Raw genomic sequence first — 19,350 nt, 5'->3', positions numbered from 1 at the left:
AGATACGAAAGGCAAATGCAGGGCCTGACCGGGTTGAAACCCAAGAGGCCGGTCATGTGCGTGCTGTGTACGGGAAAGCCCGAAATTGTACCCTCAGGGGGGAGCGAGGACCAATCCCGGGTACTGTGGCAGGTCAAAAGGTGGGGCTGGCCACCCAGACCGGGGGGCTGCCGCCCAGGGCGCTTCGTGTCACGTGGTGAACGCAAGCGCGGCGGCAGGAAATAGAATACGCGTTTGCCCGTATTCGGGCCCCTCAGGCGACACCATGGCCAGAACAGCCAAATCAACCGCAGCCACTGCAGACACCCCACCCATGCCCGCCAGCTACGAAGAAGCCCTGGCCGAGCTGGAGCAGCTTGTCGGCAAGATGGAAGCGGGCGCCTTGCCGCTGGACCAGCTGCTGGCCAGCTACCAGCGCGGGGCCCAGTTGCTGCAGTTCTGCCGGACGCGCCTGGAGGCGGTCGAAGAGCAGGTCAAGCTGCTGGAAGACGGGCAACTCAAACCCTGGGATGCTGCCTGATGCCCCCTGATGTGTTCAAGGACTGGTCGGCCCAGGTGCTGGCCCGTGTGGAGTTGGCCCTGAGCGAATGGGTGCCGGCCTCGGCCCCTGCCGGCCTGGGCGAAGCCATGCGTTATGCCGTGCTCGATGGCGGCAAGCGGCTGCGCGCGCTGTTGGTTCAGGCCGCGGCCGAAGCGTCTGGCGCTTGCGCCACGCCTGATGGTGCCGAAGCCGCTTTGCGTGCTGCTTGCGCGGTCGAGTTGATCCACGCCTATTCGCTGGTGCACGACGACATGCCCTGCATGGACAACGACGTGCTGCGCCGGGGCAAGCCCACGGTGCACGTGCAGTTCGGCGAAGCCCAGGCCATGCTGGCCGGAGATGCTATGCAGGCCCTGGCCTTCGAGGTGCTGGTGCCTGATGCAGGCGAGGGCGCTGGTGTGGCGCCGGCCTTGCAGGCCCGCTTGTGCCGCCTGCTGGCCCACGCTTCTGGTCAGGCCGGCATGGCCGGTGGCCAGGCCATTGACCTGGCCAGTGTGGGCCAGGCACTGGACGAGACCACCTTGCGCGACATGCACCAGCGCAAGACCGGCGCCTTGCTGCGCGCCAGCGTGCAGATGGGCGCGGCCTGCGGTGGCCTGCAGCCCGAGGGCGCTGCATGGCAGGCCCTGACCGACTATGGCCATGCCATGGGCTTGGCTTTCCAGATCGTTGATGATGTGCTGGACGCGACCCAGGGCTCTGAAGTCCTGGGCAAGACGGCGGGCAAGGACGCCGACGCCAACAAACCCACTTATGTGAGCCTGCTGGGCCTGCAAGGCGCCCGCGACGAAGCGGCCGGCCTGCTGCAGCAGTCGCTGGCCGCCTTGGCCCGCAGCGGCCTGGGTGCCCAGGCGACAGCGCCGCTGGCCGCGCTGGCCGAGCGCATCGTGCACCGCGATCACTGACTACAAGAAATCCACCCAAGGACGCCCCAACATGAGCTACCCCCTGCTGTCCAGGATCGACAAGCCTGCCGATATCCGGCACCTTTCCCGGTCCGAGCTCAAACAGCTGGCGTACGAGTTGCGCGACTACCTGCTGCACAGCGTGTCCCGCACGGGCGGCCACCTGTCGTCCAACCTGGGTACGGTCGAGCTGACCATCGCGCTCCACTATGTGTTCAACACGCCCGATGACCGCCTGGTGTGGGACGTGGGCCACCAGACCTATCCGCACAAGATCCTGACCGGTCGCCGTGACCGCATGGCCACGCTGCGCCAGCTGGGCGGCATGAGCGGCTTCCCGCGTCGCGACGAGAGCGAGTACGACACCTTCGGCACCGCCCACTCGTCCACCTCGATTTCGGCGGCGCTGGGCATGGCCCTGGGCGCGCAACTGCGCGGTGAAGCCCGCAAGTCGGTGGCCATCATCGGCGACGGCGCGATGACCGCCGGCATGGCCTTCGAGGCCCTGAACAACGCAGGTGTGCCGCATGCCGGCAAGATGGCCGATGTGCTGGTGGTGCTCAACGACAACGACATGTCGATCTCACCGCCGGTGGGGGCGCTCAATCGTTATCTCGCTCGCCTGATGTCCGGCCGCTTCTACACGGCCGCACGCGAAAGCGCCAAGCAGATGCTGCGCAATGCACCGCCCCTGTTCGAGCTGGCCAAGAAGCTGGAAGAACACGCCAAGGGCATGGTGGTGCCTGCCACCATCTTTGAAGAGTTCGGCTTCAACTACGTGGGCCCCATTGATGGCCACGACCTGGACTCGCTCATCCCCACGCTGGAAAACCTGCGTGACCTGGGCGGCCCGCAGTTCCTGCACGTGGTGACCAAGAAGGGCTATGGCTACAAGCTGGCCGAGGCCGACCCCATCGCGTACCACGGCCCCGGCAAGTTCGACCCGGCTGTGGGCCTGGTCAAGGCTCCGGTCACGGACACGCCGCCCAAGCCCACCTTCACGCAGGTCTTTGGCCAATGGCTGTGCGACATGGCAGCGGCCGATCCGCGTCTGGTGGGCATCACGCCGGCCATGCGGGAGGGCTCGGGCATGGTGGAGTTCCACCAGAAGTTCCCGGGGCGCTATTTCGACGTCGGCATTGCCGAGCAGCACGCCGTGACCTTCGCGGGTGGCCTGGCCTGCGAAGGCCTCAAGCCCGTGGTCGCGATCTACTCGACCTTCCTGCAGCGCGCCTACGACCAGTTGATCCATGATGTGGCCATCCAGAACCTGCCCGTGGTGTTCGCGCTGGACCGTGCGGGCATCGTGGGGGCGGACGGTGCCACGCACATGGGCGCGTTCGACATCGCCTTCGTGCGCTGCATCCCCAATATGAGCGTGCTGGCGCCGGCCGACGAGGCCGAGTGCCGCCAGGCCTTGAGCGCGGCCTATGCGCAGAACCACCCCGTGGCCGTGCGTTATCCGCGTGGTGCAGGGGCGGGTGTGCCTGTGCCTACGAGCCTGGACGCCATGCCATGGGGCAAGGGCGAAGTGCGCCTGCAAGGCACGCAGACGGCGGCGGGGCAACGCGTGGCCATCCTCGCGTTTGGCACCTTGCTGCAGCCCGCCTTGAAGGCCGGTGCGGCCCTGGGCGCCACCGTGGCCAACATGCGCTTCATCAAGCCACTGGACACCGAACTGGTGGCGCAACTGGCCAAGGACCACGACCTGCTGGTGACGGTGGAAGAGGGCTGTGTGCAAGGCGGTGCCGGTGCCGCCGTGGCCGAGGCACTGGCTGCTGCCGGCTTGAGCAAGTCCATGATGATGCTGGGGCTGCCAGACCAGTTCGTCGAGCACGGTGAGCCAGGCAAGTTGCTGGCCATGTGCGGGCTGGATGCGGCGGGGATCGAGCAGTCGATACGGGCACGGCTCCCGCAGTGATCCATTGCGACTGGGCTTAGGCGGCCACCCTGACCAGAAGCGCTGAAGAGGCCGGTGAGGCCTCTTCCCTCCGGTGAGCAAATCAGCCTAGGTGATCGTCTTGTTGTGAGCGCCGAACACGTACGGCCGCCACGATACCCATGAGCCCGAGTGACAGTAAGGCGGCATTGGAGGGTTCGGGCACGGACGCGATCATGAATGTGCCGGCTCGGATAGTGCTATCCAGTTGGCGGTAGCTGTAAAGCGGATCAAAGGGGATGTCCGACCAAGTTGTCCCCATTGATTTTCCGGTCAAGGTGCTCGGATAGTTGCCAGGCGCGAACTTGGCAACGAGTTCAGATGAGCTGGCAATTTCCGCGGAGCTTTGGTAATAGATGTTCGTGGTGCAGCCACTACCGTAATTGTGAGAAAAGCTGCAACTGGAGAAGCCCGTGCTTCCGCGCTCAAGCAGACCCATTGCGTTACCCGATCCGCCATCTTGCAACCAGGCGGCGACGACGGATGGGGCATTCCAGTAGTCGTTTTTCGCTTTGGACGCCAAACCCCATCCAAAGTCGATGCTGGGCGCATTGAATGAATATGTGCCATTGGCGTAGGTGTTGGCACCCGTGGTCAAGTCATAAACCGATGTGGTGCCATTGCGAAGAAGCCAATTCGAATCAGCCAGCAACTGCTTGAAGTCATCAACCGTGGCCCTGCGGTAACCCTGCGCCTCGCCATCCAACACGTGGTCGAAGATCTGCCAGACTTGGCCTGTTATCGGATCGGTTTGGGTGGTGCCGGCGTGCGCACTCAGTGCCGTGGTGGCCAGTGCGGCGGCTATGAAGGCCAGCGCCCGCATGCGTGGCAAGACCTGAATGTGATGGTTCATCGCTTCCTCCTTGTTTTATGGTGGAAGCAATCTAGCAGCCATGATGGGGGGCTGCAATGGCTAACGTGCACCGCCTGGCGCAAGGCTTGAAAGAAGTGCTACGGTGTGTGACCGGGGTATGACAGCAGTCGCCCAGGGTGGGGCGCTTGTTATCTCAACAGGCCTGGAGCTGGGTGCTCAGGTTGCCACTGCGGGCTCGGTGCTATCCGTGCTGCTGCAGCTTCCTCCGCAACCAGCGATTGCCTCTTCAGGCAACTTCTCCGGGTTGCTGAGCTCGCCCGTTTCCGGGTCATAGCCCATGCTCTTGAGGTGCAGGGCCAGGCCGAAGTCCATGTTCTGTGCGTGATGCGGGAACCAGATGGTTAACTCATGCGCCATCTGCCGAATCGGCGCCAGGTCTCCCGCGGCGCCGAACGCTGCCCCTTCGCGCAACACCTTGAGCACCACCGCGTGTTGCGAGCTGTGGCAGTTGCCCGGCGCAAAGCCGGTGTCCACCATCCATTTGTCTTCGCGCGCGAAGTGCTCGTCGGTGTGCTCGATCAGGGCCTGCCATTTCTGCAACAGCGAGGTGTCATCGGCGGCTTCGACCTTGGCCAGCAGGTCCACGAACTCCTGGTGGGTGGTGTCCATCACGGGCATGGACAAGGACAGGGCATCGGACCAGACAAGGGTGGACATGACGGTGGGTTCCTCAAAGGCGGCTCGGCAGCGGCCGCGGGTCAATGAGGGGCGAGCGTACCGGGTCGGGGCCTTGGCGGTTTTGCGCTGGCGCAAGCCGCTTGCAAGGTTGGCCCACGAGTCTTGCCAACAGGGCAGGCTAAGATGGCCGCCGTTTCACCATGAGGTCGGCCTTGTTGCAGCGTTTTCGGTCTTTGATCCTGTTTTGTGTGTCGGGCGGCCTGGCGCTGTTCGTCGACATCGGCGTGCTGGCACTCACCCGCCCCTGGTTGGGCAACTATGGGGGGCGGGCCGTGTCATTTCTGGCCGCGGCGACCTTCACCTGGCTGTTCAACCGCAACATCACCTTCCGCGGCCCCAAGGAAGGCAGTGTGCTCAAGGAGTACCTGAGCTATCTGTCGTCGATGCTGGTGGGCGGGGCCATCAACTACGGGGCTTATGCCGCCAGCCTGCAGGCCTTTGAGGCCGTGCGTGCACAGCCCGCCTGGGGCGTGGCCATCGGCAGCCTGGTGGGGCTGGCGTTCAACTACCTGTCGGCCCGCCACATCATGAAGGGCGCGAAAGCCTGAGCCAGATCAGGCCAGGCGAGCGCGGTGGCGCGCCACCTGCGCACGCACCTGTGCCGGCGCCGTGCCACCCAGGGTATTGCGTGCGTTCAGGGACCCGCGCAGGCTCAGCACCTCGTACACATCCTGTTCGATCGCGGGGTTGTAGCCCTTGAGCTTGTCCAGTGGCAGCTCGGACAGGTCCACGCCAGCGGCGATGGCGTCCTTCACGGCGTGGGCCACGACCTCATGCGCATCACGGAAGGGCAGGCCCTTCTTGACCAGGTAGTCGGCCAGGTCGGTGGCGGTGGCGTAGCCCTTCTTGGCGGCGCGCTCCATCGCTTCGGGCTTGACAGTGATGCCGGCGGCCATCTCGGCGAAGATGCGCAGCGTGTCCTTCAAGGTGTCGACCGTGTCGAACAAGGGTTCCTTGTCTTCCTGGTTGTCCTTGTTGTAGGCCAGGGGCTGGCCTTTCATCAAGGTGATCAGGCCCATCAGGTGGCCGACCACTCGGCCGGTCTTGCCACGCGCCAGTTCGGGCACGTCAGGGTTCTTCTTCTGGGGCATGATCGACGAGCCCGTGCAGAAGCGGTCGGCCAGGTCGATGAAGCCGAAGCTCTGGCTCATCCACAGGATCAGCTCTTCAGACAGGCGCGAGACGTGCACCATCAGCAGCGAGGCGGCCGAGGTGAACTCGATGGCGAAGTCGCGGTCGGAGACGCCGTCCAGGCTGTTCTGGCAGACGGCGGGCAAGCCGGTTTCGTCCACCATGCCCAGGGTGCGGGCCACGCGTTCGCGGTCCAGCGGGTAGCTGGTACCGGCCAGTGCGGCAGAGCCCAGGGGCAGGCGGTTGACGCGCTTGCGCAGGTCAATCATGCGCTCGGCGTCGCGTGCAAACATCTCGACATAGGCCAGCAGGTGGTGGCCAAAGGCCACGGGCTGGGCCACTTGCAGGTGGGTGAAGCCCGGCAGGATGGTCTCGGCGTTCTGCTCGGCCACGTCCACCAGGGCTTTTTGCAGTTCGGTCAGCAGCACGCCGATTTCGTCGATTTCACCGCGCAGCCACAGGCGCACATCGGTGGCGACCTGGTCGTTGCGCGAGCGGCCGGTGTGCAGGCGCTTGCCGGCATCACCCACGAGCTGGGTCAGGCGGGCCTCGATATTGAGGTGCACGTCCTCCAGGTCGAGCTTCCACTCGAAGGCACCGGATTCGATCTCGGCGGTGATCTGGGCCATGCCCTTCTGGATGGAGGCCCAATCGTCCGCGCTCAGCAAGCCCTGGGCGTGCAGCATGTCAGCATGTGCAAGCGAGCCCTGGATGTCGGCCTGCCACAGGCGTTTGTCGAAGAAGACGCTGGCGGTGTAGCGCTTGACCAGCTCGCTCATCGGCTCTGAAAACAGGGCCGACCAGGCCTGGGACTTCTTGTCGAGTTGGTTGGTGCTCATGGGATTGGATCCTGGGGCGCGGGCTACGGTGGGATTTCACGGCGGCCCGGCATCGCGCTCTTCGCGCAGAATGTGCAAACCATGGATTCTACTGAGCCCAAGGCCTTCGGCGCCAGCCCGGCCTCACAACCTGCCGCCTGGGAGACCTCGACCCAGTTTGCGCCAACCCAGTTCGGGCCCGGCGCGGAAGGGGGGCGCCCGCCACCGCCATCGCCTTTTGACGTGTGCCACGTGGGCGTGGTGCTGCGCGTCGTGATGGGCGTGCAACTGGTGGTGGCCCTGGGCGTGTCCTTTCTGGCGGCCTCGCCGCTGGATGCGGCGTCCCGTTGGGCGCAGACCATGGTGGCGTCCTTGCCCGCCAGCCTGTTGTGGCTCGTCGTGGCGTGTGCGTGCCGCCGCTGGTTGACGCGCGCCAGTGAGGCGGCGCAGTGGGGCTTTGCCGCCGCGCTGGGCGCCGTGTGCGCGGGGCTGGGCCAGTGGCAATCTTCCTGGCTGGACCTGGCCTTGAGCGGGCAGCAGATGGTCTGGGGCTGGCCGCAGGTGCCGCCCATGCTGACGGGCGCCGCCATGGCCTGCGTGGGCCTGGCCTGGCTCAGGCACCGCGCGCGCAGCGAGTTGCCGGCCCACGCTTCGGCCCGCCTGGCGGAGTTGCAGGCCCGCATCCGCCCGCATTTCCTGTTCAACACGCTCAACACGGCCATCGCCCTGGTGCAGATCGACCCGCAGCGGGCCGAGTCCGTGCTGGAGGACCTGGCCGAGCTGTTTCGCCAGGCACTGGCTTCACCCACGATGCGCACAACGCTGAACGCCGAGATCGACCTGGCGCAGCGCTACCTGAGCATCGAGCAATTGCGGTTTGGCGAGCGGGTGACCGTGCGCTGGGAGCTCGATGACGACGCGGGCCGCGCCGAGGTGCCCGCCCTGATCTTGCAGCCGTTGGTGGAAAACGCGGTGCGCCATGGCATCGAGGCCTCGCCCCAGGGCGGCTGGATCGTGGTGCGCACCAAGGTGCAATCGGGCCGGGCGGTGCTGACGGTGAGCAACTCGGTGCCGGCCGAAACCCCCACACATTCCACAGCCGGCCATGGCATCGCCTTGCGCAATGTGCGCCAGCGCCTGAAACTGATGCACGATGTGGAGTCGGATTTCGAGGCTGGCTTGCAAGCCAGCAGCGATGCGCGCCAACCGCCGGTGTACGTGGTGCGCGTGGCCGTACCCATGCCGCGCAAGGAGAGTTCACGATGAGTTCGCTCAAGGTCGCCATCATTGACGATGAGTCGTTGGCCCGCCTGCGCATCAAGTCCCTGCTGGCGCAGGCGAGCGTGGCCAACGAGGTCGTCGCCGAATTCGGCGAGCCGGTGAACGGCTTGCAGTGGCTGCAGGCGCAAGATCAGGCCGGCACCTCGCCCGACATGCTGCTGCTGGACATCCAGATGCCCGGGCTGGATGGCATGGTGCTGGCAGCCCGTCTGCGTGAGTTGCGCCAGCCACCGGTGGTGGCCTTTGTGACGGCGCATGCCGAACACGCCCTGCGTGCCTTCGATCTGGCTGCGGCCGACTACCTGACCAAGCCCGTGCGGCTGGAGCGGCTCAATGCCACGCTGGACCGCGTGCTCAAGCTCAAGGCCGCGCGCCAGCCGGAGCCCGCAGTCGATGCGGTCGACAACAGTGCCGATGTCTTTGTGGTGCAGGACCGTGGCCGCCTGGAGCGCATCGCCTTGTCCCAGATCCTGTATTTCAAGGCCGAGCAGAAGTACGTCACCTTGCGCACGGCCGAACACAGCCATGTGCTGGCCGATTCCTTGACCGAGCTGGAAGGGCGGGTGGGGGAGCGCTTCATCCGTGTGCACCGCAATGCCCTGGTCTCCAGGCAGGCCATGAAGGCGCTGGAGCGGCGTGCAGACGATGCGGAGGGCGGGGAAACCTGGGCGGTGCAGGTTGCACCGACGATGGAGTGGTTGTCGGTGTCACGCCGTCAGGTGACGGCGGTACGCGAGGCCATGGCCGCTCAGGGCTGAGCCTCGCGCTTTCAGGTAGCAAGGGCGCGCAGGACGGGCTTCAGAAGCCCAGGCTGGCCAGCAGGTCGTCGACCTCGCCCTGGTTGGAGACCACGTCAGAGCGGCCTTCTGCGTTGACCACAGGGCCTTCCAGCACCACTTCTTCGACGGTGGTGTGGCCATGTGCCGTGAGCGCCGCTTCCACTTTCTGAGCCTGCTCGGGGGGGGCGGCCTGCACCAGGACCTTGACCAGTTGGGCTTCCAGGTCGTTGGCCAGCTTGACCACCTTGGCCACCACCTGGCCGGTCAGGTCATGGAAGTCCTGGGCCATCATGATGTCGGTGAGGTGGCCGTCCACGCGGTGCGTGACTTTCTCCACGTCCTGAACAAAGTTGAACACCGCGCCACTGGCCACCGCCTTGACGGGGTCTGCGGTGATCAGGGCGGCCAGCCTGCGCGTTTCCGCGGCGATGTGCTGCTGGTCGTCCTTGGCCTTGTCCACCAGGTTGAGGACCTTCTCGGCTGCATCGGCTGTCTTGGTGGCGATGTAGCTCAGGCGGCTGCGCGCATCGGGCAGGTCGTCGACCGTGTTCTTGAGCCCCGGCAGCACACCCAGCATATTGAGCGTGTCATGCAGTTGCCGCGTCAGGGTGCCGAGCTGTTGAAAGATCTCGGGCGACGCCGCAGGCATCTGCATGTTGTCTGGAAGGTCCATTTTCATGATGAACCTCCTGATCAGGCCGTGGTGGCCAGCTTCTGCATGATCTTCTGGACCTTCTCTTCCAAGGTGGCCTTGGTGAAAGGTTTGACGATGTAGCCGGCAGCACCGGTCTGGGCGGCCAGCACGATGTCTTCCTTGCGGGCTTCGGCGGTCACCATCAACACGGGTAGGTGCTTGAGGGTGTCGTCGGCCTTGATGGCCTTGAGCAGCTCGAAGCCGTTCATGTTGGGCATGTTGATGTCGCTGACGACGAAATCAAACTTGGCGTTCTTCAGCATGTTCAATGCAGCGGCGCCGTCTTCGGCCTCTTCTGCATTGTTGTAGCCAATCTCCTTGAGCAGGCCCCGGACGATCCGGCGCATGGTGGAGAAGTCATCCACGATGAGAAATTTCATGTCTGCGGGGGTGCTCATGGCTCATCCTTGTTTCAAATTGGCGGCGCCCAGTGTTATGCCGCACTCGCTAGAGGCTTATCGACCGCTGCCAGTCGGCCTTGAGGGTTTTGTATCGGCCTGCTCACCGTCATCGACGGCCTCAGGTGGAACGGATTCCGCTCGTGCCGAATCGAAGAAGCGGTCTTCGGCTTCACGGTTCATCACGATGATGCTGATGCGCCGGTTCATCGGGCTGTCCGGGTCGTCTTTCTCGAAAGGCACGCTGGACGACAGGCCCTGGACCCGCAGCACCTTGGTGCCTGGCAGGCCGCCCGCAATCAGTTCACGCCTGGAGGCATTGGCCCGGTCGGCGGACAGCTCCCAGTTGCTGTAGCCGCGCTCACCGGAGCTGAAGGCCTTGGCATCGGTGTGCCCTTCGATGGTCAATTTGTTGGGCACCTCTTCCAGCACGTGGCCGATGGCCCGCAGGATGTCGCGCATGTAAACGTTCACCTCGGCCGAGCCGCTGTCGAACATGGGCCGGTTGAGGTCGTCCACGATCTGGATGCGCAGGCCCTCGGCGGTCAGGTCCAGCCGGATCTGGCTTTTGTATTTGGCCAGGCGATCGTCGTTGGCGAGCACCTCTTCGACTTTGCTCTTGAGGGCGCGCAGGCGCTCGGCCTCTGCCTTGGCCTGTTCCTGGCGGATGGCCTTTTTGCGGGCCTTGTCCATGGCCACCTCGGTGGTGCGGCCCTTTTTCATCTGGCCGACCGACTCGGTCAGGTTGTTGCCACCGCCCTTGATGACGGAGCTGGCGTCACCCGCGCCCGAGCCGCCAAAGAAGGCGACCTTGAGCGGCGAGTTGAAGTAGTCGGCAATGCCCTTTTTATCGCCCTCTGTCGTGGAGCCCAGCAGCCACATCAGCAGGAAGAAGGCCATCATGGCGGTCACGAAGTCGGCGTAAGCGATCTTCCAGGCGCCACCATGGGCAGTGTGGCCGCCCTTCTTGATGCGCTTGATGATGATCGGCTGGACCTTCTTCGAATCTCCTGCCATGGCTTATTTCTTCTTCACGTGGGTTTCGAGCTCGATGAAGGTGGGGCGCTCGGTGGAGTACAGCACCTTGCGGCCGAATTCGATGGCCACTTGCGGCGCATAGCCCTGCATGCTGGCCAGCAGCACGGTCTTGACGACCTGGAATTCCTTGGTGGCCTCGTCGAGCTTTTGCTCCATCAGGCCGCCCAGCGGCTCCACCACGCCATAAGCGAGCAAGATGCCCAGGAAGGTACCGACCAGCGCGGAGCCGATCATGCCGCCCAGCACGGCAGGCGGCTGGCCCACCGAGCCCATGGTGTTGACCACGCCCAGCACGGCCGCCACGATACCGAAGGCGGGCAGGGCGCCGGCGAGGCGGGCCACGGCGGCCACAGGCGCGTGGCCTTCGTGGTGGTGGGTGTCGATCTCGTTGTCCATCAGGGCTTCGATCTCGTGGGCATTGAGGTTGCCCGAGACCATCATGCGCAGGTAGTCGGTGACGAACTCGATCACGTGGTGATCGCTGCCCACCGTGGGGTATTTCTTGAACAGGGCGGAGTTGTGCGGCTCTTCGACGTCCTTTTCAATGGACATCAGGCCTTCCTTGCGCACCTTCTGCAAGATCTCATAGAGCATGGCCATGAGCTCCATGTAGCGCGCCTTGGTGTACTTGGAGCCCTTGAACAAAGGGCCGAACTGGCCCAGCACGGCCTTGACGGTCTTGGGCTGGTTGTTCACCAGGAAGGCGCCAATGGAGCCTCCTCCAATGGCCATCATTTCCGTCGGAATGGCGTGGATGATCACGGCCATGTTACCGCCGTGAATGATGTAGGCGCCGAAGATGCAGCCTAGGCAGACAACGTAGCCAATGAGGACGAACATGGTGTGTCGCGTTCGGGTCGAATCATGTATGCATCTTCGGCTGTTGCCGGAGATTTGATGATGTGAACAACGCCACGGCTCGGGCTTTTTTCACGCTCAGGTCTCACCAGATGGAAATAGCAGCCGTCGGCTCGCCAGTCAAAAAAAGCGGACCCGATCAGGGGTCCGCATGAAAGCACTTGTTCGGTGCTAGGAGGAGACAAGCAAGGACGCTTCGCTTCCAAACCGTCCGTCTGTTGTTACGGCCGATCCCCGCGGTTCTTGAGCATCTGGTGCGCAAAGTGCCAGGAATCCGTGAAATGTTCACGCAGACGGAGGGCGGAAATTCAATGAATCAGTGCATGTGCAGGCCGCCGGCCGACTTGCCTTTGCCGGCACGTGCAGGCGGGTTGCACAGGCCACACACAAAGTGGCGGGCGATTTCATGCGGGTGGGTCACGAAGTGGCCACCACACTTGGAGCAGGGGGTCAGGGTCAGCATGCCGTTGTCGATGAACTTCACCAGGCGCCAGGCGCGGGTGACGGACAACAGCGGCTCCAGGCCTTGGGATTCGGTCTGCTCCAGGTACAACTGGTAGGCCTTGATCACGACATCGATCTCGTCGATCTCGGCGGCCTTGTTCAGGTACTCATGGATATTGAGGAACAGGCTGGAGTGGATGTTGGGCTGCCAGGTCATGAACCAGTCGGTCGAGAAGGGCAACTGGCCTTTGGAGGGCGACTTGCCGGCCACTTCCTTGTACAGGCGCAGCAGGCGCTCATACGACAGGTCCGTTTCAGATTCCAGCACTTGCAGGCGGGCACCCAGGTTGATCAGGGTGACAGCGCGGTCGATTTGCTTGGCTTCGGTCAACAGGCTCTTGGTACGCATGGTGCAACTCCTACAGACTCGTCTAAAGGGATACGTGGCGGCGGGCGATCTGGATCAGGCCGCTTCTTGATGACGGCCGGCCATCAGGATGTTGGCGTGCAGGCGGGTCACGCTGTCGTTGCTGGCCTTGCCGTGGTTGGTCAGCAGGCCCCACACCAGGTCGTCTTCCATGCGCATGCGGCACAGCAGGTTGCTGCCAGAGGCCAGCTTTATGATCTGGGCCGGGGTCAGTACGGCCAGCATGGCGGCGGTGTCTTCCGAGATGCCCAGGCGGAACAGGGCTTGTTCGCGGTCCGTGCGGATCAGGCTCTGGGCCAGCATCAGGTAGGACAGGTTGGCTTCGCGGATTTCGTTCAGGATTTGATCGGCGGTCATGTCGTTGTCCTTTGAATCAGTTTGGAAGGGCGGTTTGCTGAAGCTTTTGTTTGCGCCGGTTTTGTATCTCGTCGGCATGGATTGAATTCTGGTTGTCACCCTTCGATTTCTGAATAGGCAGGGTGCTGTAAGGCGCGTCGGATCGGCGCTGAGTGTCCTGTCAGGCAAATTCCTACAGGATTGCCCTAGCTTGCCCCGCTTATCTCGCGATCACGGGCACGCGCCCGCTGGCCGGTGGGGCTCAGCGCGTGGGCAGGGCCACGGCCTGGCGGGCGCGTTGGCCGCCCGGGAAGGTGTAGCGCAGGATGCGCCAGGCCACGGAGGGCCACAGGCTCAGCAGGCCGCCTTCGTTGTAGCGCACACCGTGGCGCTGGCAGATGTCCCGCACGCGCGGAGCGATGTCCACATAACGCCGCGAGGGCATGTCCGGGAAGAGGTGGTGCTCGATCTGGTGGCTCAGGTGGCCCGTCAGCATCTGCATCACGAAGCCGCCGCGGATGTTGACCGAGCCCATGACCTGTCGCAGGTACCATTGGCCTCTGGTTTCGCCGGCGATGTCTTCGCGCTCGAACGTGGCCACGCCATCCGGGAAATGGCCACAGAAGATCACGATGAAGTTCCAGATGTTGCGCATCACATTGGCCATGGCATGGCCCAGCAGGATGGCCAGCCACCCTTGCGCGAACCCCGCGCCAAGCGCCCAGGACACGAGGCCGCCCACCACGGGCCACAGCAGGTAGTCCTTCTTCACCTGGCGCCAGATCTTGGTGCGGTAGTTGGGCCACAGGGCCTTGATGCGGGCTTTGACTTGTGCCCGTGTGGCGGCATCTCGCTCGATCAGCAGGCGCTCCAGCTCCATGTTGTAGACGCCGATGGCCCACTCGAACACGAAGGCCCCGATCAGCGCGTAGGGCAGCTGGATCAGGTGGCGTGGCTCCCAGGGGACGTCGGCCGACAGGCGGATGGCGCCATAGCCGAAGTCCCGGTCCAGGCCAATCACATTGGTGTAATGGTGGTGCAGGAAGTTGTGCGAATGGCGCCAGTCTTCCTTGGTGCAGGCCAGGTCCCAATCGTGGGTCTTGCCCTCAAAGCGCGGGTCGTTCATCCAGTCGTACTGGCCGTGCATCACGTTGTGGGCGAACTCGCCGCTTTGCAGTACCTTGGAGACGCTCAGGATGGCCGCGCCCAGCCACCACGTTGGCCACCACGGCGCGCCCAGCAGCAGGATGCGCCCCAGGGTTTCCAGGCCGCGTATGGCCCACAACAGGGCCACGACGTAACGGGCATCGCGTTCGCCGACCTGGGCCATCGTCTCGGTTTTGAGCGCATCGAGTTCGGCTGCAAAGGCTGCCAGCCGCATGTCGGCGTTGACGGCCGCATCGCCCATGCGGGGTGCAGGCAGCATGGCGTGGGAGGCGGGGGCCATGGGAAGTATCCAACCTGGGGCTTTTGTGGGGACGGGGCCTGATCGAGCAGGCCCTCTCGCATTGTAGGGACCCCGCCTGCGGGCGCCTTCCCCCTTATGGGGCCGTTGGCAGGCTGTCAACGGGCCCTTCAGTGTGGCGCTTCAGTGCGGCACTACTGGGCGTTGCAGCGCGGTCAGCGTGCGCTCACCCCCTGGGAAACTGTGGCGCACGATGCGCACCGCCACCGTGGCCAGTTGCTTGAGCATGCCGCCCGTGTTGTAAGGCACGCCATGGCGCTGGCAGATGGCGCGCACACGCGGCGCCACTTCGGCATAACGGCGCGCCGGCATGTCGGGGTAGAGGTGGTGCTCGATCTGGTGGCTCAGGTTGCCCGTCATGATGTGGAACAGCTTGCCACCCGAGATGTTGCTGGAGCCCAGGATCTGGCGCAGATACCAGTGCCCCTTGTGCTCGCCTTGCACCAGTGCCGCGTCAAAGGTGTGCACCCCCGCCGTGAAGTGTCCGCAGAAGATCACCACGAAAGTCCAGACATTGCGGATCACATTGGCCAGCACATTGCCCAGCAGCACGGCCAGCAGGCCCTTGAGCAGGCCGGCGCCCAGGACCAGGGACACCAGGCCACCCAGCAGGGGCCACAGCACGTAGTCCTTCTTGATCTGCAGCCACATCTTGGCCTTCACATTGGGCCACAGCGCGCGGATGCGGGCCTGCGTGGCCTCGCGCTTGGTGCGCAGTTGCTCGAACTCCATGTTGTGGATGGCGATCGCCCATTCGAACAGCATCGCCACGATGATGGCGTAGGGCGCCTGTGTCAGGAAGCGCGGCTCCCAGGGCTGCTCGGCCGACAGGCGCAGCATGCCGTAGCCGAAGTCGCGGTCCAGCTCCAGCACATTGGTGTAGTGGTGGTGCATGTAGTTGTGGAAGTGGCGCCAGTCTTCCTTGCTGCAGGTGCTGTCCCACTCGTGGGACTTGCCATCAAAGCGCGGGTCGTTCATCCAGTCATATTGACCGTGCATGACGTTGTGCCCGAACTCCATGTTCTGCAGGCACTTGGACAGGCCCAGCAGCGCCGCGCCCAGCCAGAAGGTGGGCAACCAGGGTGTGGTCAGCAGCAGCGCGCGCCCGGCCGCCTCGATGCCACGTATCACCCACAGCAGGCGGGTGATGTAGCGGGCGTCCTCCAGACCGACACGGGCCATGGTGTCGCGTCGGACCGCGTCCAATTCGGCCGCGAAGGAGTCCAGGGCCTCGGTGGTTTGCGGGCCAACGCCGGGTTGACCGGTGGTGCTTGTCATGGGGTACCGATCAACTGCCAGGCATCAGGCCGGCTTACTGGTAGGCGTTCAGGCGCGCTCGGGCAGGATCGACGCCACCTCGATGTGCACGGCTTTTTGCGGGCCGCCAGGCAGGCTGTAGCGGGCAATGCGCTTGAACACCGTGCCCAGCTGCCAGGCGAAGTTGCCCGTGTTGTAGGGGATGCCGTATTTGGCGCACACCGCGCGCACCTTGGGGGCCATCTCGATGTAGCGGTTGGCCGGGATGTCCGGGTAGAGGTGGTGCTCGACCTGGTGCGACAGGTTGCCGCTCATCAGGTGCAGCAGCTTGCCGCCGGAGATGTTGCTGGAGCCCAGGATCTGGCGCAGGTACCACTGGCCCTTGGTCTCGCCCTCGATCGATTCACGGCTGAAGGTGTAGATGTCTTCGGTGAAGTGGCCGCAGAAGATGATAGCCCAGGCCCACACATTGCGGATCAGGTTGCTCACCACATGGCCCATCAGCACGGCCAGGCCGGTGTCTGCCGCGTGGCCGAACAAGGCGCCCACCGCCATGCCGACCAGCGGCCAGCCGATGTAGTCGCGGCAGATCACCTTCCAGATCTTGGCGCGCACCAGCAGCCATTGCGGGCGCACGTCCGACCACTTCTTGCGGCCGATCACGACCTTGTCCATCTGCATGTCGTGGATGGCCACGAACCATTCGAAGAACAGGGCCAGCAGGGCGGTCAGCAGCAACTGGAAGGGGTGCAGCAGGCTCCAGCGCAGGTCGGACGACAGGCGCAGCAGGCCGTAGCCGAAATCGCGGTCCTTGCCGATCACGTTGGTGTAGGTGTGGTGCACGAAGTTGTGCGAGTGGCGCCATTCCTCCTTCGGGCAGGTGTTGTCCCACTCGAAGGTGTCGCCATGAAAGCGCGGGTCGTTCATGAAGTTGAACTGGCCGTGCATCACGTTGTGGCCCAGCTCCATGTTGTCGATGATCTTGGCCATGCCCAGCAGGAAGGTGCCCAGCAGCCAGGTGGGTGGGAACCAGCCGAACATCATCAGGCCGCGGCCGGCGATCTCCAGGATGCGCACGGCGCGCAGGATGCCCTTGATGTAGCGGGCATCGCGCTCGCCCAGGGTCTGGCGCTCAGCGGCGCCGATGGCATCGAGTTCCTTCTCGAAGGCTTGCAGCTCTTCGAAGGTCTTGGGGCCAATTTGCATGGTCTTGGTATTCATGGCGCGATCAATTCAGGGATTCAAGATCAAGGTCGCTCATGGCGCTGCTCACGCACAGGCGAATGGGCTGGCCTTCACCGTCGATGCGTTCGCCCGAGGTCAGGTCGCGCACCGAGCCATGGTTGAGCCGGCAGGTGCATTCGTGGCAGATGCCCTGGCGGCAGCCGTGCTTGATGGACAGGCCGGCTGTTTCGCCTGCAATCAGCAAGGTCTGGTCGCCAGCGGCTTGAAAGGATTTCGTCTCGGCATCGCGCACGATGCGCACTTCGTGGCGCGCATGCGGGTCACCGCTGGGCTTGGCTGGGGCAAAAGCCTCCAGATGCAGGCGGGCGGCAATGCCGGTGTTCTTCCAGTTGGTGCTGCCGGCTTGGTGCCAGATCGCGCGGGCGGCGTCCATCAGGGGCGCGGGGCCGCAGCAATAGGCAGGGATCTTCGTCCAGTTGGGCACCACGCGGTCCAGCAGTTCGGCATCGAGCACCTGCTGGCTGGCAGCGGCCTGTGTGGTGGCCGACGTGCGGCCCGAGCCATCGTTGGGCGTGTTGGCCACGCTGTCGATGGCCACGTACTGGAAGCCCGACCACGTGGCGGCGAGCTTGTCCAGCGCCTTGGCGAAGATGCGGTCGTCGCGGCTGCGCGCAAAGTAGATCAGCGTGGCCTTGGTTTTGGAGAAGTGGCGCTGCAGGTGCTCCAGCATGGCCATGCTGGGCGTGATGCCACTGCCACCGGCAATCAGCAGGACCTCGGCAGGCAAGGGCGAGGGCAGGGTGAATTCACCGCCGGCTTGTTCGATCTCGATGAACTGGCCCACGCGGGCGTGCTCGTTGAGGTGGTTGGACACCAGCCCGCCGGGTTGGCGTTGCACGGTGATGGCAAAGCGGTTGGCGTGGCCTTCGACGGTGCGGGGCGAGTAGGCGCGGCGGTGGCGCACGCCGTTGATCGTCACGCCGATCATCACGAACTGACCGGGCTTGAGCCCCTTGAAGGCGGGGCCGGCCTGCAGCACCAAGGTGGTGGCGGTGCCGGTTTCAACCTGGCGGGCCACGATGCGGGCATGCAGGCGATGGACGGTCAGCAGCGGGTTGATCAGGCTGAGCGTGTCGTCAAAAGCCAGTGGACTGATGCCCAGGTGGCTCAGCCAGCCTGACAGGCGGGCCGCCGCCATGGTGGGCAGGGGGACGGTTGACGATGCGGCCATTCAAAACTCTCCGGTACTGCGGTACGCGCCGGGCCTCGGGCTTGGACGAGGCCTGTGCAATGTGTGTCGATATCTTTGGGCTCAAGGTTACCCAGCGTTGGGTGGGGCTCACAACGGGGGAAGTCCTTGAAACAGGCTGCTGACCCCGTGAATGAGGGGCGTTGAACTGGTCTTGAATGACGTGCATCAACATGCTTATCGGACAGCCGCCAGCTGCACGGAAGAACTTGCGTCAGCTTGGGATGTGGCGATCGCCGGGCCGGCTGCGTGGATAATTGGGGACACATCAACGTCTCCAAGGGGTTTGCATGGCGCGTCTTCCTCGCCTGGGCATCGCGGGCTGGCCGCATCTGGTGGTGCAGCGCGTGCACGATGGCCAATTGCTTGCCCGTGATGACCAGGACCGGCAGGCCATTCTTGACGCGCTCAAGGAGGCCAGTCGCCAGCACGGCCTGTCGATCCATGCCTACTGCCTGGCCGCCGACCACCTCCATCTGCTGGCCACCCCGGCCAGTGACGAGTCGCTCAGCCTGGTCATGCAGTCGCTGGGGCGCCGCTATGTGGCGGCCTACAACCGCCGGCACGCCCGTTCGGGCGGTCTGTGGTCCGGGCGGTATCGCGCTACGGTGCTGGAGCCGGCGCAGTATTTGCTTGATGCCATGGTGTTCGTGGAGTCCCACGCCTGGCGCACCGGGCAGTTCCCCCGAGTAGAGGACGATGTGTGGAGCAGCGTGCGTCACCACCTTGGCATGAGGACGGACCCCCTGGTGTCCGATCACGCCCTGTTCTGGGGCTTGGGTAACACCCCGTTTGAGCGCGAAGCCGCCTGGCGCCGTCGCCTGGAGGCGGGTTTGTCCATGGCGCAACTGCAGGCATTGACCCAGGCCATGCGCAGCGGCTGGGCGCTCATGCCGGAGGTGGCGGCGGCCAAGTTGGCGGTGTCGGCCGGGCGACGCCTGACGCCCAGGCCTCGGGGGCGTCCACGCAAAAGCCCGGTGAAGCCCGAGGACAGTGCGAAGCCTGTGGGCGGAAAGTGATGTGTCCCTATTTATTTGACGTGAAATTGTGCCG

General features: G+C 64.4%; 20 protein-coding genes. 7 read left to right on the top strand and 13 right to left on the bottom strand.

Annotated features, from left to right (window positions below; all coding sequences use genetic code 11):
- The first annotated feature begins 265 nt into the window (after nucleotides 1-265).
- Genes HY019_RS04405 through dxs form a run of 3 tightly spaced genes read left to right on the top strand, consistent with a single transcriptional unit; the run spans nucleotide 266 to nucleotide 3,367 of the window.
- Nucleotides 266-520 (top strand): exodeoxyribonuclease VII small subunit, encoded by a 255-nt coding sequence (locus HY019_RS04405; protein WP_290688656.1) that lies wholly within the window; start codon nucleotides 266-268, stop codon nucleotides 518-520.
- Complete coding sequence (locus HY019_RS04400; RefSeq protein ID WP_290688655.1) at nucleotides 520-1,446, top strand: polyprenyl synthetase family protein; 927 nt, start codon at nucleotides 520-522, stop codon at nucleotides 1,444-1,446. The genes HY019_RS04405 and HY019_RS04400 overlap by 1 nt, the downstream gene beginning before the upstream one ends.
- A gap of 31 nt (nucleotides 1,447-1,477) precedes the next feature.
- Nucleotides 1,478-3,367 carry a 1-deoxy-D-xylulose-5-phosphate synthase gene (gene dxs / locus HY019_RS04395; protein ID WP_290688653.1) on the top strand — a complete coding sequence of 630 codons (1,890 nt, stop codon included), beginning with the start codon at nucleotides 1,478-1,480 and terminating at the stop codon, nucleotides 3,365-3,367.
- A gap of 82 nt (nucleotides 3,368-3,449) precedes the next feature.
- On the opposite strand, the gene HY019_RS04390 is transcribed toward dxs, so the two are convergent.
- Nucleotides 3,450-4,238, bottom strand: coding sequence for a PEP-CTERM sorting domain-containing protein (locus HY019_RS04390; RefSeq protein ID WP_290688651.1), 789 nt, complete (start codon nucleotides 4,236-4,238; stop codon nucleotides 3,450-3,452).
- A 177-nt stretch (nucleotides 4,239-4,415) separates the two neighbouring features.
- Nucleotides 4,416-4,916, bottom strand: a complete 501-nt coding sequence (locus HY019_RS04385; protein WP_290688649.1) for a hemerythrin domain-containing protein — start codon at nucleotides 4,914-4,916, stop codon at nucleotides 4,416-4,418.
- Between the two features lie 173 nt (nucleotides 4,917-5,089).
- Between HY019_RS04385 and HY019_RS04380 the strand changes: the two genes are divergently transcribed.
- Nucleotides 5,090-5,485, top strand: coding sequence for a GtrA family protein (locus HY019_RS04380; protein WP_290688647.1), 396 nt, complete (start codon nucleotides 5,090-5,092; stop codon nucleotides 5,483-5,485).
- A gap of 6 nt (nucleotides 5,486-5,491) precedes the next feature.
- Here the strand turns inward: HY019_RS04380 and argH are convergent, their stop codons facing one another.
- Nucleotides 5,492-6,907, bottom strand: coding sequence for an argininosuccinate lyase (gene argH, locus HY019_RS04375; RefSeq protein WP_290688645.1), 1,416 nt, complete (start codon nucleotides 6,905-6,907; stop codon nucleotides 5,492-5,494).
- 81 nt (nucleotides 6,908-6,988) lie between these two features.
- On the opposite strand from argH, the gene HY019_RS04370 reads away from it, so the two are divergent.
- Entirely contained in the window at nucleotides 6,989-8,152 is a 1,164-nt protein-coding gene (locus HY019_RS04370) for a histidine kinase (RefSeq protein WP_290688643.1), read from the top strand.
- Entirely contained in the window at nucleotides 8,149-8,925 is a 777-nt protein-coding gene (locus tag HY019_RS04365; RefSeq protein WP_290688641.1) for a LytTR family DNA-binding domain-containing protein, read from the top strand. The genes HY019_RS04370 and HY019_RS04365 overlap by 4 nt, the downstream gene beginning before the upstream one ends.
- 40 nt (nucleotides 8,926-8,965) lie before the next feature.
- Here HY019_RS04365 and HY019_RS04360 read toward each other — a convergent pair whose 3' ends face one another.
- From HY019_RS04360 to HY019_RS04315, 10 genes are all read right to left on the bottom strand, one after another.
- Entirely contained in the window at nucleotides 8,966-9,625 is a 660-nt protein-coding gene (locus HY019_RS04360) for a protein phosphatase CheZ (protein WP_290688639.1), read from the bottom strand.
- Nucleotides 9,626-9,639: 14 nt separating this feature from the next.
- Nucleotides 9,640-10,038, bottom strand: coding sequence for a chemotaxis response regulator CheY (cheY, locus tag HY019_RS04355; RefSeq protein ID WP_290688637.1), 399 nt, complete (start codon nucleotides 10,036-10,038; stop codon nucleotides 9,640-9,642).
- Nucleotides 10,039-10,095: 57 nt separating this feature from the next.
- On the bottom strand, nucleotides 10,096-11,055 hold the full coding sequence (motB, locus tag HY019_RS04350; protein WP_290688636.1) for a flagellar motor protein MotB: 960 nt from the start codon (nucleotides 11,053-11,055) through the stop codon (nucleotides 10,096-10,098).
- Nucleotides 11,056-11,058: 3 nt separating this feature from the next.
- On the bottom strand, nucleotides 11,059-11,916 hold the full coding sequence (gene motA, locus HY019_RS04345; RefSeq protein ID WP_290688634.1) for a flagellar motor stator protein MotA: 858 nt from the start codon (nucleotides 11,914-11,916) through the stop codon (nucleotides 11,059-11,061).
- A 334-nt stretch (nucleotides 11,917-12,250) separates the two neighbouring features.
- Nucleotides 12,251-12,787, bottom strand: coding sequence for a flagellar transcriptional regulator FlhC (flhC, locus tag HY019_RS04340; RefSeq protein WP_035035991.1), 537 nt, complete (start codon nucleotides 12,785-12,787; stop codon nucleotides 12,251-12,253).
- Between the two features lie 54 nt (nucleotides 12,788-12,841).
- Nucleotides 12,842-13,162 carry a flagellar transcriptional regulator FlhD gene (flhD, locus tag HY019_RS04335; RefSeq protein ID WP_290688632.1) on the bottom strand — a complete coding sequence of 107 codons (321 nt, stop codon included), beginning with the start codon at nucleotides 13,160-13,162 and terminating at the stop codon, nucleotides 12,842-12,844.
- Nucleotides 13,163-13,403: 241 nt separating this feature from the next.
- Entirely contained in the window at nucleotides 13,404-14,588 is a 1,185-nt protein-coding gene (locus tag HY019_RS04330) for an acyl-CoA desaturase (protein WP_290688631.1), read from the bottom strand.
- Between the two features lie 141 nt (nucleotides 14,589-14,729).
- Complete coding sequence (locus tag HY019_RS04325) at nucleotides 14,730-15,884, bottom strand: acyl-CoA desaturase (RefSeq protein WP_290688630.1); 1,155 nt, start codon at nucleotides 15,882-15,884, stop codon at nucleotides 14,730-14,732.
- 48 nt (nucleotides 15,885-15,932) lie between these two features.
- Nucleotides 15,933-17,084, bottom strand: coding sequence for an acyl-CoA desaturase (locus HY019_RS04320; RefSeq protein ID WP_290688629.1), 1,152 nt, complete (start codon nucleotides 17,082-17,084; stop codon nucleotides 15,933-15,935).
- A 7-nt stretch (nucleotides 17,085-17,091) separates the two neighbouring features.
- Nucleotides 17,092-18,279, bottom strand: coding sequence for a ferredoxin reductase (locus HY019_RS04315; RefSeq protein WP_290688628.1), 1,188 nt, complete (start codon nucleotides 18,277-18,279; stop codon nucleotides 17,092-17,094).
- A gap of 308 nt (nucleotides 18,280-18,587) precedes the next feature.
- Between HY019_RS04315 and HY019_RS04310 the strand changes: the two genes are divergently transcribed.
- Nucleotides 18,588-19,316 carry a transposase gene (locus HY019_RS04310; RefSeq protein ID WP_290688626.1) on the top strand — a complete coding sequence of 243 codons (729 nt, stop codon included), beginning with the start codon at nucleotides 18,588-18,590 and terminating at the stop codon, nucleotides 19,314-19,316.
- Nucleotides 19,317-19,350 lie beyond the last annotated feature (34 nt).

The organism is Aquabacterium sp. (genome assembly GCF_016195855.1).
GTDB lineage: Bacteria > Pseudomonadota > Gammaproteobacteria > Burkholderiales > Burkholderiaceae_C > Aquabacterium.
The sequence above is the reverse complement of the archived record's forward strand: the minus strand, read 5'-3'. Positions and strand labels throughout refer to the sequence as shown.

Excerpts from the sequence above, each read along its gene's own strand:
- HY019_RS04405 (WP_290688656.1), top strand. The coding sequence starts at position 266 with ATGGCCAGAACAGCCAAATCAACCGCAGCCACTGCAGACACCCCACCC.
- HY019_RS04400 (WP_290688655.1), top strand. The coding sequence starts at position 520 with ATGCCCCCTGATGTGTTCAAGGACTGGTCGGCCCAGGTGCTGGCCCGT.
- dxs (WP_290688653.1), top strand. The coding sequence starts at position 1,478 with ATGAGCTACCCCCTGCTGTCCAGGATCGACAAGCCTGCCGATATCCGG.
- HY019_RS04390 (WP_290688651.1), bottom strand. The coding sequence starts at position 4,238 with ATGAACCATCACATTCAGGTCTTGCCACGCATGCGGGCGCTGGCCTTC.
- HY019_RS04385 (WP_290688649.1), bottom strand. The coding sequence starts at position 4,916 with ATGTCCACCCTTGTCTGGTCCGATGCCCTGTCCTTGTCCATGCCCGTG.
- argH (WP_290688645.1), bottom strand. The coding sequence starts at position 6,907 with ATGAGCACCAACCAACTCGACAAGAAGTCCCAGGCCTGGTCGGCCCTG.
- HY019_RS04370 (WP_290688643.1), top strand. The coding sequence starts at position 6,989 with ATGGATTCTACTGAGCCCAAGGCCTTCGGCGCCAGCCCGGCCTCACAA.
- HY019_RS04365 (WP_290688641.1), top strand. The coding sequence starts at position 8,149 with ATGAGTTCGCTCAAGGTCGCCATCATTGACGATGAGTCGTTGGCCCGC.
- HY019_RS04360 (WP_290688639.1), bottom strand. The coding sequence starts at position 9,625 with ATGAAAATGGACCTTCCAGACAACATGCAGATGCCTGCGGCGTCGCCC.
- cheY (WP_290688637.1), bottom strand. The coding sequence starts at position 10,038 with ATGAGCACCCCCGCAGACATGAAATTTCTCATCGTGGATGACTTCTCC.
- motB (WP_290688636.1), bottom strand. The coding sequence starts at position 11,055 with ATGGCAGGAGATTCGAAGAAGGTCCAGCCGATCATCATCAAGCGCATC.
- motA (WP_290688634.1), bottom strand. The coding sequence starts at position 11,916 with ATGTTCGTCCTCATTGGCTACGTTGTCTGCCTAGGCTGCATCTTCGGC.
- flhC (WP_035035991.1), bottom strand. The coding sequence starts at position 12,787 with ATGCGTACCAAGAGCCTGTTGACCGAAGCCAAGCAAATCGACCGCGCT.
- flhD (WP_290688632.1), bottom strand. The coding sequence starts at position 13,162 with ATGACCGCCGATCAAATCCTGAACGAAATCCGCGAAGCCAACCTGTCC.
- HY019_RS04330 (WP_290688631.1), bottom strand. The coding sequence starts at position 14,588 with ATGGCCCCCGCCTCCCACGCCATGCTGCCTGCACCCCGCATGGGCGAT.
- HY019_RS04325 (WP_290688630.1), bottom strand. The coding sequence starts at position 15,884 with ATGACAAGCACCACCGGTCAACCCGGCGTTGGCCCGCAAACCACCGAG.
- HY019_RS04320 (WP_290688629.1), bottom strand. The coding sequence starts at position 17,084 with ATGAATACCAAGACCATGCAAATTGGCCCCAAGACCTTCGAAGAGCTG.
- HY019_RS04315 (WP_290688628.1), bottom strand. The coding sequence starts at position 18,279 with ATGGCCGCATCGTCAACCGTCCCCCTGCCCACCATGGCGGCGGCCCGC.
- HY019_RS04310 (WP_290688626.1), top strand. The coding sequence starts at position 18,588 with ATGGCGCGTCTTCCTCGCCTGGGCATCGCGGGCTGGCCGCATCTGGTG.